The organism is Streptomyces collinus (genome assembly GCF_031348265.1).
Lineage (GTDB): Bacteria > Actinomycetota > Actinomycetes > Streptomycetales > Streptomycetaceae > Streptomyces > Streptomyces collinus.
Window position 1 is genome coordinate 3,184,841 of the sequence record NZ_CP133771.1, and the last position, 12,461, is coordinate 3,197,301.

The 12,461-nt window shown below is 71.4% G+C and carries 15 protein-coding genes; 9 read left to right on the forward strand and 6 right to left on the reverse strand.

Annotated elements, in window-relative coordinates:
* Window positions 1-171 precede the first annotated feature (171 nt).
* Window positions 172-537, forward strand: a complete 366-nt coding sequence (locus RFN52_RS14305; RefSeq protein WP_184846565.1) for a cupin domain-containing protein — start codon at window positions 172-174, stop codon at window positions 535-537.
* Between the two features lie 268 nt (window positions 538-805).
* Entirely contained in the window at window positions 806-1,453 is a 648-nt protein-coding gene (locus RFN52_RS14310) for a dihydrofolate reductase family protein (protein WP_184846567.1), read from the forward strand.
* 7 nt (window positions 1,454-1,460) lie between these two features.
* Here RFN52_RS14310 and RFN52_RS14315 read toward each other — a convergent pair whose 3' ends face one another.
* Entirely contained in the window at window positions 1,461-2,261 is an 801-nt protein-coding gene (locus RFN52_RS14315; protein WP_184846569.1) for an MBL fold metallo-hydrolase, read from the reverse strand.
* Window positions 2,262-2,347: 86 nt separating this feature from the next.
* Here RFN52_RS14315 and RFN52_RS14320 point away from each other — a divergent pair, with 86 nt between their 5' ends.
* On the forward strand, window positions 2,348-2,941 hold the full coding sequence (locus RFN52_RS14320; protein ID WP_184846571.1) for a CGNR zinc finger domain-containing protein: 594 nt from the start codon (window positions 2,348-2,350) through the stop codon (window positions 2,939-2,941).
* Window positions 2,942-2,952: 11 nt separating this feature from the next.
* Here RFN52_RS14320 and RFN52_RS14325 read toward each other — a convergent pair whose 3' ends face one another.
* Entirely contained in the window at window positions 2,953-3,261 is a 309-nt protein-coding gene (locus tag RFN52_RS14325; protein ID WP_184846573.1) for a hypothetical protein, read from the reverse strand.
* Window positions 3,262-3,583: 322 nt separating this feature from the next.
* On the opposite strand from RFN52_RS14325, the gene RFN52_RS14330 reads away from it, so the two are divergent.
* Together RFN52_RS14330 and RFN52_RS14335 are read left to right on the forward strand one after the other, a co-directional pair.
* The gene (locus tag RFN52_RS14330) at window positions 3,584-4,354 is read left to right on the forward strand and encodes a helix-turn-helix domain-containing protein (protein WP_184846575.1); all 771 of its coding nucleotides are present in this window, start codon (window positions 3,584-3,586) and stop codon (window positions 4,352-4,354) included.
* The gene (locus RFN52_RS14335) at window positions 4,347-4,550 is read left to right on the forward strand and encodes a DUF397 domain-containing protein (protein ID WP_311241221.1); all 204 of its coding nucleotides are present in this window, start codon (window positions 4,347-4,349) and stop codon (window positions 4,548-4,550) included. The genes RFN52_RS14330 and RFN52_RS14335 overlap by 8 nt, the downstream gene beginning before the upstream one ends.
* Here RFN52_RS14335 and RFN52_RS14340 read toward each other — a convergent pair.
* Window positions 4,547-4,942, reverse strand: coding sequence for a MerR family transcriptional regulator (locus tag RFN52_RS14340; protein WP_184846579.1), 396 nt, complete (start codon window positions 4,940-4,942; stop codon window positions 4,547-4,549). The two genes, RFN52_RS14335 and RFN52_RS14340, sit on opposite strands and share 4 nt — an antisense overlap.
* A 50-nt stretch (window positions 4,943-4,992) precedes the next feature.
* Between RFN52_RS14340 and RFN52_RS14345 the strand changes: the two genes are divergently transcribed.
* On the forward strand, window positions 4,993-5,877 hold the full coding sequence (locus tag RFN52_RS14345; RefSeq protein ID WP_184846581.1) for an NAD(P)-dependent oxidoreductase: 885 nt from the start codon (window positions 4,993-4,995) through the stop codon (window positions 5,875-5,877).
* A 117-nt stretch (window positions 5,878-5,994) separates the two neighbouring features.
* On the opposite strand, the gene RFN52_RS14350 is transcribed toward RFN52_RS14345, so the two are convergent.
* Complete coding sequence (locus RFN52_RS14350) at window positions 5,995-6,798, reverse strand: sugar phosphate isomerase/epimerase family protein (RefSeq protein ID WP_184846583.1); 804 nt, start codon at window positions 6,796-6,798, stop codon at window positions 5,995-5,997.
* Between the two features lie 44 nt (window positions 6,799-6,842).
* Window positions 6,843-7,775 carry a bifunctional helix-turn-helix transcriptional regulator/GNAT family N-acetyltransferase gene (locus tag RFN52_RS14355; protein WP_184846585.1) on the reverse strand — a complete coding sequence of 311 codons (933 nt, stop codon included), beginning with the start codon at window positions 7,773-7,775 and terminating at the stop codon, window positions 6,843-6,845.
* Window positions 7,776-7,999: 224 nt separating this feature from the next.
* Here RFN52_RS14355 and RFN52_RS14360 point away from each other — a divergent pair, with 224 nt between their 5' ends.
* Window positions 8,000-8,572, forward strand: a complete 573-nt coding sequence (locus RFN52_RS14360; protein WP_184846587.1) for a dihydrofolate reductase family protein — start codon at window positions 8,000-8,002, stop codon at window positions 8,570-8,572.
* A 167-nt stretch (window positions 8,573-8,739) separates the two neighbouring features.
* On the opposite strand, the gene RFN52_RS14365 is transcribed toward RFN52_RS14360, so the two are convergent.
* A complete protein-coding gene (locus tag RFN52_RS14365) occupies window positions 8,740-9,789 on the reverse strand; it encodes a LacI family DNA-binding transcriptional regulator (RefSeq protein ID WP_184846589.1) in 1,050 nt (349 codons plus the stop codon).
* A 340-nt stretch (window positions 9,790-10,129) separates the two neighbouring features.
* Between RFN52_RS14365 and RFN52_RS14370 the strand changes: the two genes are divergently transcribed.
* Together RFN52_RS14370 and RFN52_RS14375 are read left to right on the forward strand one after the other, a co-directional pair.
* Complete coding sequence (locus RFN52_RS14370; RefSeq protein WP_184846591.1) at window positions 10,130-11,281, forward strand: Gfo/Idh/MocA family protein; 1,152 nt, start codon at window positions 10,130-10,132, stop codon at window positions 11,279-11,281.
* Complete coding sequence (locus RFN52_RS14375) at window positions 11,278-12,429, forward strand: dihydrodipicolinate synthase family protein (RefSeq protein WP_184846593.1); 1,152 nt, start codon at window positions 11,278-11,280, stop codon at window positions 12,427-12,429. Before RFN52_RS14370 ends, RFN52_RS14375 begins: the two co-directional genes overlap by 4 nt.
* Window positions 12,430-12,461: the final 32 nt, after the last annotated feature.

The following is a 12,461-nucleotide window of genomic DNA, read 5'->3' on the forward strand; positions in this document are numbered from 1 at the left end:
CGATTACATCGACGGGAGCATGGAATCGATTACACGCATCCGAATCAAGCCCCCGGCGGTACCTCTTGACCGGATCGTGATGTCGCGGGGGGCGGCCCGGCGGGCCAGGCTGGAGGTACGGGGGTTTCCTGTGGGGCGTGCGAGGCCCTGGTGGGCCGGAGCGGAGGAACCATGACGGCGGCGACCCGGAACGACGTACCTGTCGCCCTCGAAGGCGACGGCGTGGAACTGCGCATGATGCCGATCGGCGGCGGCCTGTCGGTGGGCTACATCACCCTCCCCCAGGGCACGGACATGGGCCCGGCCCTCAAGGGCCTGCCCGACGACGCCTGCCAGTGCCCGCACTGGGGCTACCTGCTCAAGGGCCGGATCAGGATGCGCACGGCCACGGGCGAGGAGGAGTACGAGGCGGGGCAGGCGTACTACTGGGGTCCCGGCCATGTGCCGGTGGCGCTGGAGGACAGTGAGCTGGTGGAGTTCTCGCCCAGTGAGGACTTCCAGCAGGTGATCGACCACGTGGTGGCGCAGGCCGGGTGAGCCGGAGCGTTTGCCGCGCCGGAGCGGCGCCGATGGGGTTCGCCGGGGCGGCGCCGATGAGGTTCGCCGGGCCGTGATCCGCCGGGGCCGCGGCGACGGGTTCCGCCGGGCCGGCGACCGATCGGCTGCACGCCGACAAGACCCGCCGGACCAGCGATCCACCGGCTCCACGCCGACAAGACCCGCCGGACCGGTGATTCATCGGCTCCGCCCGATGAGTTTCGCCGGGCCGGGCGGTCTTTCTAGCGTCGACCACAGGAGGAGCGCCGTGACCCAGCTGCTGCGCGTACAGAACTTCAACGTCTCGAGTGACGGATTCGGTGCCGGTGAGGGCCAGAGCCTGGAGCGGCCGTTCGGCCACGCCGATCCCGGGCAGATGTTCGCCTGGGCCGGCGCGACCGCGAGCTGGCCGAACCGCACCGACCCGGGCGGGAGCCGCGGCCTCGACGACTACCTGGTGCGCGACTTCCACAACAACATCGGCGCCGAGATCATGGGCCGCAACAAGTTCAGCCCGCAGCGCGGCCCTTGGCAGGACCACGAGTGGAAGGGCTGGTGGGGCGACGAGCCCCCGTTCCACACGCCGGTGTTCGTCATGACCCACCACGAGCGCCCGTCGTTCACCCTCTCCGACACCACGTTCCACTTCGTCGGCGGGGATCCGGCCGAGGTCCTCGACGAGGCGCGCAAGGCGGCCGGGGGCAAGGACGTCCGGCTCGGCGGCGGGGCGGCCACCGTCCGAGAGTTCCTGGACGCCGATCTGGTGGACACGCTGCACGTGACGGTCTCGCCCGGGGTGGTGCTCGGGTCCGGCTCACGGCTGTGGGAGTCGCCCGAGGAACTGCTCGACCGCTTCCACTGCGATGTCGTGCCGAGTCCGAGCGGGGTGATCCATCACCTGTTCTGGCGCAAGTGACGCCAGGTCAGGCGCCCTTGCCCCAGTCCAGCCGGTCGGCGAGCCCGGCGGCGGTGAAGGCGGCTTCCAGCGCGTCGCCGCCTTCGGTGAAGTGAGCCCAGCTGTCGTAGTGGACGGGGACGACGCGCCGGGCGCCGAGGATCTGCGCGGCCTCGGCGGCCATGGCGCTGTCCAGGACGACGACCTGGTTGTCGAAGAGGACGGGGAAGCGGGGAGCACCGGCGAAGAGCACGGCGGTGTCGACGGGGGCGAAGCGGCCGGCGATCTCGCGGACCGCGTCGAGTGAGGCGTTGTCGCCGCTGACGTAGACGGTGGGCAGGCCCTCGCCGGTCAGGACGAAGCCGACGACCTGGCCGGTGAACGGCTCGACCTGCTCGCGGGGGCCCGGGCCGTGCAGGGCGGGGACGCCGGTCACGGTGATCGTGCCGCCGTCAGGGCGGTCCAGCGCGACGGACTCCCAGTCGGCCAGGCCCCTGACCCTCTCCCCCAGGCTCTCACGCAGCCGCTCGCCGCCGCCGGGCGTGGTGAGGGTCAGGGGTATGCCGTCGAGCAGGGCCCGGCCGGAGATGTCGAGGTTGTCGGCGTGCTCGTCGTGGGAGAGCAGGACCACGTCGATACGGCCGAGGTCGGCCGGGCTGCCGGCGGCGGGTGCGGTCTTGGTCAGGAGCGGGCCCCCGGGACGGGGGTAGTCGCCGGGCGCGTCGAAGGTCGGGTCGGTCAGGAGGCGCAGGCCGCCGTATTCGAGGACGGCGGTCGGGCCGCCGAGGACGCGGATGGGGAAGTCGGCCGTCACGGGCAGGGAAGACATGCAGCACCTCACGGATAGAAGCGATCGAACCGTGAGATGACCGTAGCCGCTTCTCACGGATAGAGGCAAGCCGTACCATGAGAAGCATGGAGGAGTCCGTGACTGAGCAGCCCGCCCCGCCGCCCGCCCAGGGCGAGGAGGAGCACCCCTCCCTCGCCCTCGCCAACACCGCCCTCGCTCTGCCCGGCGGGCGCACGCTGGACCTCCTGGGCACCCCCGCTCAGACGAACCACTGGCTGACCCAGCGCGGCCTCGCCCCCGTCGACGCCGGCATGCGGGAGATGTGCGCGGCCCAACTGCGGTCGCTGCGCGAACAGATCAGGTCGCTGTTCGCCGCCCGCGCCGACGGCGTACCCGCCCTGCCCGCGGCCGTGAGCGCCATCAACGACGCGATGACCAGGGTCCCCACGGCCCCCCTGCTGCGGTGGGACGACAAGACCGGCCCCTACCGCACCGCCCCCCACCCCACCACCGCGATCGTCGACCTCGCGCTGGCGACCCTCGCCGCCGACGCCGCCGACCTGCTCACCTCCCCCGAGGCCGAGCGCCTCACCGCCTGCGGTTCCCCGCCCTGCAACCGCTACCTGCTTCGCCACGGCCGTCGCCACTGGTGCTCCACCCGCTGCGGCGACCGCGCCCGCGCGGCCCGGGCGTACGCACGCCGCACCGAGCAGCGCTGACACCATCCCGGTCACGGCCGGGACCGTCGGGCCAGCCGCTCCCCTCTGCTCTCCGCGACCCTTATGACGTCCCGCAGCGACTCACTGAGCCGCCGGGCCAGGTAGTGCAGTTCCTCGCCAGTCACGCGGCGCTCCGCGAGGAGTTCGGCGGCGTGCCCGAGCAGACGGTCCGCCATGTCGATCTGCACGTCCTCGATCTCGTCTGCGAGCCGTGAGACGTAGCCGGTTCCGTCGCCCACGAGGTAGCACGGTCTGCCGTCGTCACCGGTCCAGGGCAGCAGCCGCCCGGCCACCGTGCGGTCGCGCGGTTCGCCGGTCATGCGGACGCCTCCGCCATCAGGTAGGGGCGCACCAGTCGGTTGTCCTCTCCCCGGAGCGGGCGCTCGTCGGGACGACAGCAGGCCGCCGGGCACGCGGACGTGCGCAGGGGTGGCGCCGCCGGGCGCCGCCGCCTCCCCCGGGGAGGAAAGAGGAAGCGGAGGAACGGCTCCAGGAGGGGGCCGATGAGGTGTACCACGTCTGTCTGCCTGCCTTCTCACCTGCGGTGACTGCGCTCTGTGCTGAATCACTCACAGAGTGAGGCCGGCGCTCGCTACCCTGCCAGGGGGTGGAGCTTGACATCGCGTTTGTCAAGAAGAGGAGATGCGGCTGAGGCGGACCGCCGCCCGTCTCACCCAGGAGGAACTGGGCGACCAGGTGGTGTGCTCACCCACGCTGATCAGCCATTTCGAGGCGGGCAGACGCCTCCCCAAGCCGGATGACGCGCGGCGGATCGACCGGGCCCTGGGGACGGACGGGTTCTTCGCGCGGTGGCTGGAGGATCTGGAGTCGCGCTACACCGACCATTTCGCGGCGGTGGCCGAGCTGGAGCAACTGGCAACGCAGATCCAGCAGTTCGCACTCTCCCTGGTTCCCGGAGTGCTTCAGACCGACGGCTACGCACGCGCCCTGTTCGGGGCCTACCGCCCGAACCACACGCCCGAGGAACTTGACGAACTCGTTGTCATTCGAACGCGACGCCGCCGAATCCTCGACGGGCCTGCACAACCCGTCGTCTGGACGCTGCTCGACGAAGCAGTCCTCCGTCGCCGTGTCGGCGGGCCGCGCGTCATGGCAGAGCAGTTGCACAAGGTGGCGAACACGGCCGAGTCGGGACGGTTGCGCCTGCACGTGCTCCCCTACGGCGTAGGGGCGCACGCACTCATGCAGAGTCTGCTCACGCTCATGACCTTCGAGGACTCGGCCCCGGTGGCCTACGTGGAGGGCTTCCAGACGGGCAACTTGATGGACGAGCCAGCTCTGGTGAGTGCCTGTCAGACCGCCTACGCTCTGGCGCTGAGCGACGCATTGTCGCAGCAGGAGTCACTGGCCCTCGTCAGGGCGGCAGCGGAGGAGCATGCGCGTGATGAATGAGCACCTCGCCCTCACAGGTTGGTACAAGTCCAGCTACAGCGGCGGGGATCAAGGCGAGTGCCTCGAAGTCGCCCCCGGCCACCCCCACGTCCCGGTGCGGGACAGCAAGGCCGCCCACGGCCCCGCCCTGGTCTTCTCGCGGAGCGGCTGGGCCGCGTTCGTCAGCGCCGTCAAGGACGGGCACATCGAAGGCTAGGCAGGCTGTGTGAGACCCAGGGGCGGATAGCTCTCGCCGCCGACGCGTTCGGCCGCCTCGATGTAGTCGGCGAGGGCGTCCCGGGACTGGGCGAGGCTCGCCAACCGGTCGTCCAGCTGCCGCAGCCGTGACCGCATCGCGGCGAGCAACTCGGGGCATCCGACCAGCGTCGGGGCCTCCCCCGTCGCACAGGGCAGCAGGTAGGCGATGTCCTCGGAGGACAGGCCGGCGCCGAGCAGGTGGCGGATCTGCCTCACGCGGAGCAGGGCACCCTCGTCGTACTCGCGGTAGCCGTTCGCCCCGCGGGCCGGCTCCAGCAGGCCCTGGGCCTCGTAGTACCGCAGCTGATGGGCGTTGACGCCCGTGCGTCGGCTCAGTTCCCCGATCCGCATCGACAACCTCGCTTGACCTTCACACCGGTATGAACGTCGACGATGCTGCCATGGACGACGAAACCACAACACCCGTGACTGTCATCGGACTTGGCCTGATGGGCCAGGCGCTCGCCGGGGCGTTCCTGAAGGCGGGACACCCCACGACCGTGTGGAACCGTACGGCCGGCAAGGCCGACCGGCTGGTGGCCCAGGGCGCGCGGCCGGCCCCGACCGTCGGCGCCGCGATCGAGCCCGGTCGCCTCACGGTCATCTGTGTCACCGACTACCGAGCCGTGCACGAGACACTCGGCACAGCCGATGTCGAGCTGGACGGCACGACGCTGATCAACCTGACCTCGGGCGACTCAGGTCAGGCCCGGGAGACAGCCCGATGGGCCGAAGCGCGAGGCGCCCGCTACCTGGACGGCGCCGTCATGGCCGTCCCGTCGGCCATCGGCACCCCTGACGCGGTGATCCTTCAGAGCGGGGCGCGCTCGGACTTCGACGCGCATGAGCCGGCCCTCGGCGCTCTCGGCACCGTCACCTACCTCGGTACGGACCACGGGCTGGCGTCGCTGTACGACGCGGCCGGACTGGCCATGATGTGGAGCGTGCTGAACGCCTGGCTCCAGGGCACGGCCCTGCTCGGGACGGCGGGTGTCGACGCCGGGACGTACGCACCGTTCGCGCAACGGATCGCCGCCGGTGTCGCCGACTGGCTGCCGGGGTACGCCGGGCAGATCGACCGGGGCTCGTTCCCGGCCGAGGTGTCGGCGCTGGAGACCGACGCGCGGGCGATGGCGCATCTGATCGAGGAGAGCGAGGCGGCGGGGATCAACGCCGAGCTTCCGAGACTGCTCAAGGCGATGGCCGATCGTGCGGTCGCCGCCGGGCACGGCAAGGAGCAGTATCCGGTGCTGATCGAGGAGTTCGGCAAGCCCGGTACCCGGTGACCGACGCCTCTGGCAGGAAGGCGACGGCACCCATGACCGGCACGGGTGCCTTAGCAGACCTGCCGGCCCGGGCGACCGCTGATGGTCCGGGCGACCGGGGCCGCCCGGGGCCGAGCGTCACGCCGACTCGTTCAGCAACCTGCTCAGGTGCTCGCTCCCCGCCCCCAGGAGGTCGGGCAGCGGTGCCGCATCCTCGTACCAGCGCTTCTCGTACTCCCAGCAGAGCCAGCCGTCCCAGCCGTGGCGGGAGAGGATCTCGACGCATTCGGCGAGCGGGAGGACGCCCGCGCCGAGGGGCAGCGGGGTCGTGTCGTCGGGGGAGGCGATGTCCTTGACCTGGACGTAGCCGAGGTGGGGGGAGAGCGCCGCGTAGGTCTCGGAGGGCTGTTCGCCGCCGAGCCAGGTGTGCATCACGTCCCAGAGGGCGCCGACCTGACGGTGGCCGACGAGGCCGAGGATCCGCATCGCGTCGGCGGCGGTGCGGTGCGAGTCGTGGGTTTCGAGGAGGATGCGTACGCCCAGGTCGTTGGCGTGTTCGGCGGCCGTGCCCAGGCGCCGGGCGGCCGTCGCGTCGGCCTCCTCGGGGGTCTGCACGTCGAGGTCGCCGCCCGGGAAGACCCGGACGTACGGGGCGCCCAGGTCGTGGGCCAGGTCGAGGAGGGCACGGATCTCGGCCAGGACGGGCTCGTCGTCGCCCGGCGCGGCGACCTGTGCGTATCCCGCCAGGCCCAGGAGCTCTACGCCCGCTCCCTTGAACTCGGCCGCGACGTCCGCCCGTTCGGCGGGGCCGAGGCCGGTGTGGACCGGTTCCTCGGGGTGGGTGCGCAGTTCCACGCCGTGATAGCCGTGGGCGGTCGCGAGCCGCAGGACGTCGGGCAGGGGCAGGCCGGGGACACCGAGGGTGGAGAACGCCAGCTTCATGTTGACGGACCCTACCCGGCACCCCCGCCGGCGACTCTCCTTCGTCACTCGGGTGTTGCGTGGAGATCCAGTCGCCAGTCCTGGCCCGTCAGGTCCTGGCCGAAGGAGTGGTGCGGTTTCTCCGCGACCAGGACGAAACCGTGGCGCTGGTAGATGCGGCGGGCCGCGGCGAGGACGTCGTTCGTCCACAGGACGACCTCGCGGTAGCCGGCCTCGCGCGCGAAGCCGACGAGCGTCCCGACCAGGCGGTCGCCGATGCCGAGGCCGCGCGCGTCGGGCTCGACGAGCAGGAGCCGCAGCCGGGCGGCGCCGGGCGCGTCGTCCCGGAGGCACATCACGCAGCCCACCGGGCGGCCGTCCAGCTCGGCGATCCAGGTCCGCTCCCGGCGCGGGTCGCGGTCCTCGGCGTAGTCGGCGACGATCCTCGCCACCAGGCCCTCGTAGTCGGCGTCGAAGCCGTACTCCGCCGCGTACAGCGCGGCGTTGCGCTGCACGATCCAGCCGAGGTCGCCGGGTGCGGGCTCGCGCAGGACGACGTCCTCGGGGCGCGGGGCGCGGCCCTCGCCCAGGATCGTCCGGACGGTCCGCATGGCCTCCGCGAGCCGGGGCCGGTCCTCGGCGCGGACCGTGTCGAGCATCTCCCCGACCGACTGCCGTGCCCGCTCGTCGAGCAGTGCGGCGGCCTCCCGGCCGGGCCCGGTGAGCGTGACGCTGCGGCGACGCGGGTCCGTCTCGGACGGACCGCGCTCGACCAGCCCGTCCTCCTCGAACTTGTTCAGGATGCGGGTCAGGTACCCGGCGTCCAGGTGCAGCTGGGCCCGCAGGTCGGCGGCGTCCGTACGGGGCGCGTGCGCCAGCTCGTAGAGGACACGGGACTCGGTGAGGGTGTAGGGGGCGTAGAGGCGGCGGCCGTAGTCGAGGGCGCCGATGACGTTCGTGTAGAAGCGGTTGAAGGAGCGGATGTCCTGGACGGTCATGGTCTCGACCCCCGATATTTGACTCAGTCAGAGATATCTGAGTCGAGCCTAGACGTCCAGGGGACCTGAGACCAGGACGAGCTGCTGCGGCCAGGCGACGGCCGATGAGTTTCTCCGTGTTCCGCGGTCAGGAAGGGTGTTCGTGCGTCGCAGCCGCGAGTGATGTGGAAGCGTGCGGGGACGAATCCGCCGAGCACCCGACACGAGATACCGAGGAACCCGAAATGCGCACCCTGATCAGCACCGCTTTCATGTCGCTCGACGGCGTCGTCGAGGCCCCGGGCGGCGAGCCCGGTTACCGGAACTCCGGGTGGACCTTCAAGGACGTCGAGTTCCTTCCCGAGGCGTTCGAGATCAAAGGCCGGGAGCAGGAAGAGGCCACCGCGATGATGATGGGCCGCCTCAGCTATGAGGCATTCAGCCCGGTGTGGCCTGACATGGAGGAATTCGCCGACTACAACGTGATGCCGAAGTACGTCGTCTCCACGACCCTCGCCGAGGAGAACCTTGTGTCGAACTGGGGGGAGACGACGATCCTGCGCTCACTCGACGACGTCGCCGCGCTGAAGGAGACCGAGGGCGGCCCGATCATCGTCCACGGCAGCGCCTCCCTGAACCAGGCCCTTTCCGACGCCGGCCTGATCGACCGCTACCACCTGCTCGTCTTTCCGCTCCTGCTCGGGGCGGGCAAGCGGCTCTTCAGCGCCACGGACAAGGACACCCAGAAGCTGCGGCTCGTCGAGCACGAGGCCTACGCCAACGGGCTGCAGAAGAACGTCTTCGACGTCGTTCGCTGACGGGGCCCCGCACGCGTCCTCCCGTCGCGTTCCCGGGACGTGGCACGTACCGGAGGGGCCTGCCCGGCGGACGCAGGAGCACATGAGGGCGAGACGTCCGGGCCGAAGCGGGGGCGCAGGGGCATGGGGACGGCAGGCCCCACACCCCCGCCACCAGGCCCCGGCCGCTAAGAGGAGCGCGGCACCCCGGAGGACCCGCGCACCATCAACTCGCCGCGCACCGACGCGATCCCCCCGGGCGGTGCCTCCTCACGGCCCATGGCGATCCGTCCGGCCCGGGCCCCCGCATCCGCCAGCGGCAGCCGCACGGTCGTCAGCGACGGCACCGCGTCGATACTGAACGGCAGATCGTCGAAGCCCGCCACCGACACGTCCTCCGGGATCCGCAGGCCCGAGTCGCGCAGCGCGGCGCACGCCCCCAGCGCGACGGAGTCGTTCGCCGCGACGACCGCCGTCAGCGACGGGTCACGGCGCAGCAGCTCCAGCGTCGCCTCGTAGCCGGAGCGCCGGTCGTAGCGGCCGTGCACCGTCCACCGGGGGTCCTCCTCGATGCCGTGCGCGGCCAGCGCGGCGCGGTGTCCTTCCAGCCGGTGCCGCGTGGTCGTCCGTTCCTCGGGGCCCGCGATGTAGCCGAGCCGCCGATGTCCGAGCCCGATGAGGTGCTCGGTCAGCTCCTGCCCGCCGCCGCGGTTGTCGAAGGTCAGCGCGATGGCCCCGGTGTCCGACGCCGGCGGGCGTCCGCACAGCACGACCCGCGTCCCGGCCTCCCCCAGCTTCCGCACCTTGGCGTCCATGGCCACCTGGTGCGCCGCGTCCTCGATCGCCCCACCGGTCAGCACCACGGCCGCGGCCCGCTGCCGCTGAAGCAGCGTGAGGTAGGTCAGCTCCCGCTCGGGTGAGCCGCCCGTGTTGCAGACCACCGCGAGTCTCTCCCCGCCCGCACGGCCGCCCGGCCCTCCGATCTCGGCCTGGATGGCGCTCGCCATGATCCCGAAGAACGGGTCGGCGATGTCGTTCACCAGGATCCCGACCAGGTCGGAGGTGGCGGCGGCCAGCGCGCTCGCGGGCCCGTTGAGCACGTAGTCCAACTCGTCCACGGCCTTCAGCACCCGCTCGCGGGTGGAGGCCGCCACGGGGTAGTTGCCGTTCAGCACGCGCGACACCGTCGCGGGTGAGACCTGGGCGCGGGCCGCCACGTCCGCCAGGGTCACCGTCATCTCGTCGTCCTCCGGTCGCGCATCTCGTCTCGTCTCCACCCTCGTACACACCCAGACCACCGGACATGGTTCCGCACGGATCAGCAGGTCGACCGCCCCCGCCCCCGGCGAACCAATGGCCAAGGTTCCGAGCAGACCTTAAGCCCCCGACCCCCTGTTGTTCGCCCCCTCGAACAACTCGTCCTGGTCACGGTCTTGTCCGGACCGCGGTTCAGAGGCTAGCTTCTCCGTATATAGAAAGCGCTTGCTGCAACGCTCACCAGTTAACCGACGGCTCACCGGGCCGCCTGTGACGGGTGGGGCGTACGCGGCGCCGCGACCGCGTACGAAGGGAACGACGTTGACACGCAAGACGGTGCGAATCGCCATGAACGGCGTGACCGGGCGCATGGGCTACCGCCAGCACCTGGTCCGCTCCATCCTCGCCCTCCGCGAGCAGGGCGGCCTCGACCTCGGCGACGGCACGGTGCTGTGGCCCGAGCCGATCCTGGTCGGCCGCCGTGAGCACGTGCTGAAGGCGATGGCCGAGCAGCACGGGCTGGAGCACTTCTCGACGGACGTGGACGCGGTCCTCGCCGACGAGACCGTGGACATCTACTTCGACGCGCAGGTCACCTCCGCCCGCGAGGAGGCCCTGAAGAAGGCCATCGCGGCCGGCAAGCACATCTACACCGAGAAGCCGACCGCCACCGGCCTCGACGGCGCCCTGGACCTCGCCCGGCTGGCGAACGAGGCCGGCATCAAGCACGGCGTCGTCCAGGACAAGCTGTTCCTCCCGGGCCTGCTGAAGCTGAAGCGCCTCATCGACGGCGGGTTCTTCGGCCGGATCCTGTCCGTGCGCGGCGAGTTCGGCTACTGGGTCTTCGAGGGCGACTGGCAGACCGCCCAGCGCCCCTCCTGGAACTACCGGGCCGAGGACGGCGGCGGCATCGTCGTCGACATGTTCCCGCACTGGGAGTACGTGCTGCACGAGCTGTTCGGCCGGGTGAAGTCCGTCCAGGCGCTCACCGCCACGCACATCCCGCAGCGCTGGGACGAGAACGACAAGCCCTACGACGCGACGGCCGACGACGCCGCGTACGGCGTCTTCGAGCTGGAGGGCGGCGCGATCGCCCAGATCAACTCCTCCTGGGCCGTCCGCGTCAACCGCGACGAGCTCGTGGAGTTCCAGGTGGACGGCACCGAGGGCTCCGCGGTCGCGGGCCTGCGCAACTGCCGCGTCCAGCACCGCAGCGCCACCCCCAAGCCGGTCTGGAACCCGGACATCCCCGCCACGGAGGTCTTCCGCGACCAGTGGCAGGAGGTCCCGGACAACACCGAGTTCGACAACGGCTTCAAGGCCCAGTGGGAGCTGTTCCTGCGACACGTCTACGCCGACGCCCCCTACCACTGGGACCTGCTGGCCGGTGCCCGCGGTGTCCAGCTCGCCGAGCTGGGCCTGAAGTCCTCCGCGGAGGGCCGCCGTCTCGACGTGCCGGAGATCTCGCTGTGACCATCCGACTTCCCGGCGCCGGCGGGGCGTTGCGGACCTACGAGCCCCGCACCGAGCCCCTGGCCGTGACCCCCGGCACGCCCTTCACCTCCCGCACGGTCTTCTCGGCGGCGCACGTCGTCGCCGACCCCTTCGCGGACGTCTCCCCCGACTCGCCCGCCGCGGTCGACTGGGACGCCACCCTCGCCTTCCGCCGCCACCTGTGGTCCCACGGTCTCGGCGTCGCCGAGGCCATGGACACCGCCCAGCGCGGCATGGGCCTGGACTGGGCGGGCGCGGCGGAGCTGATCCGCCGGTCGGCGGCCGAGGCCAAGTCGGTCGGCGGCCGAATCGCCTGCGGTGTGGGCACCGACCAGATCGCCTCCGGCTCGCTCGCGGAGGTCCGCGCGGCCTACGAGGAGCAGCTCGCCCTCGTCGAGGAGTCCGGCGCGCAGGCCATCCTGATGGCGTCCCGGGCACTCGCGGCGGCGGCCTCCGGGCCGGAGGACTACCTGGAGGTCTACGGCCATCTGCTGCGCCAGGCCGCCGAGCCGGTGGTCCTGCACTGGCTGGGACCGATGTTCGACCCGGCCCTGGAGGGCTACTGGGGGTCGGCCGACCTGGACGCGGCGACGGACACGTTCCTGGACGTGATCGCCGCCCATCCGGACAAGGTCGACGGCATCAAGGTCTCCCTGCTGGACGCACAGCGCGAGATCGACATCCGCCGCCGGCTCCCGAAGGGCGTGCGCTGCTACACGGGCGACGACTTCAACTACCCCGAGCTGATCGCCGGCGACGAGCAGGGCTTCAGTCACGCGCTGCTCGGCATCTTCGACCCGCTGGGCCCGCTGGCGGCGCAGGCGGTCCGGGTCCTGGACACGGGCGACGTGCAGGGCTTCCGCGATCTGCTCGACCCCACGGTCGGGCTCTCCCGGCACCTGTTCCAGACGCCGACCCGCTTCTACAAGACGGGCGTGGTCTTCCTGGCCTGGCTGGCCGGCCACCAGTCGCACTTCGCGATGGTCGGCGGCCTGCAGTCGGCCCGCTCGCTGCCGCACTTCGCGACGGCGTACGAACTGGCCGACGGGCTGGGGCTGTTCCCCGACCCGAAGCTGGCGGAAGAGCGGATGAAGACGCTGCTGAGCATGTACGGGGTGAACCAGTGAGCGGGTCCCTGGAACGCTTCTCCATCAACCAG

What these genes read in the sequence shown, in the direction of transcription:
- RFN52_RS14305 (WP_184846565.1), top strand. Translation starts at nt 172, where the DNA reads ATGACGGCGGCGACCCGGAACGACGTACCTGTCGCCCTCGAAGGCGAC.
- RFN52_RS14315 (WP_184846569.1), bottom strand. Translation starts at nt 2,261, where the DNA reads ATGTCTTCCCTGCCCGTGACGGCCGACTTCCCCATCCGCGTCCTCGGC.
- RFN52_RS14320 (WP_184846571.1), top strand. Translation starts at nt 2,348, where the DNA reads ATGGAGGAGTCCGTGACTGAGCAGCCCGCCCCGCCGCCCGCCCAGGGC.
- RFN52_RS14325 (WP_184846573.1), bottom strand. Translation starts at nt 3,261, where the DNA reads ATGACCGGCGAACCGCGCGACCGCACGGTGGCCGGGCGGCTGCTGCCC.
- RFN52_RS14330 (WP_184846575.1), top strand. Translation starts at nt 3,584, where the DNA reads ATGCGGCTGAGGCGGACCGCCGCCCGTCTCACCCAGGAGGAACTGGGC.
- RFN52_RS14335 (WP_311241221.1), top strand. Translation starts at nt 4,347, where the DNA reads ATGAATGAGCACCTCGCCCTCACAGGTTGGTACAAGTCCAGCTACAGC.
- RFN52_RS14340 (WP_184846579.1), bottom strand. Translation starts at nt 4,942, where the DNA reads ATGCGGATCGGGGAACTGAGCCGACGCACGGGCGTCAACGCCCATCAG.
- RFN52_RS14345 (WP_184846581.1), top strand. Translation starts at nt 4,993, where the DNA reads ATGGACGACGAAACCACAACACCCGTGACTGTCATCGGACTTGGCCTG.
- RFN52_RS14350 (WP_184846583.1), bottom strand. Translation starts at nt 6,798, where the DNA reads ATGAAGCTGGCGTTCTCCACCCTCGGTGTCCCCGGCCTGCCCCTGCCC.
- RFN52_RS14355 (WP_184846585.1), bottom strand. Translation starts at nt 7,775, where the DNA reads ATGACCGTCCAGGACATCCGCTCCTTCAACCGCTTCTACACGAACGTC.
- RFN52_RS14360 (WP_184846587.1), top strand. Translation starts at nt 8,000, where the DNA reads ATGCGCACCCTGATCAGCACCGCTTTCATGTCGCTCGACGGCGTCGTC.
- RFN52_RS14365 (WP_184846589.1), bottom strand. Translation starts at nt 9,789, where the DNA reads ATGACGGTGACCCTGGCGGACGTGGCGGCCCGCGCCCAGGTCTCACCC.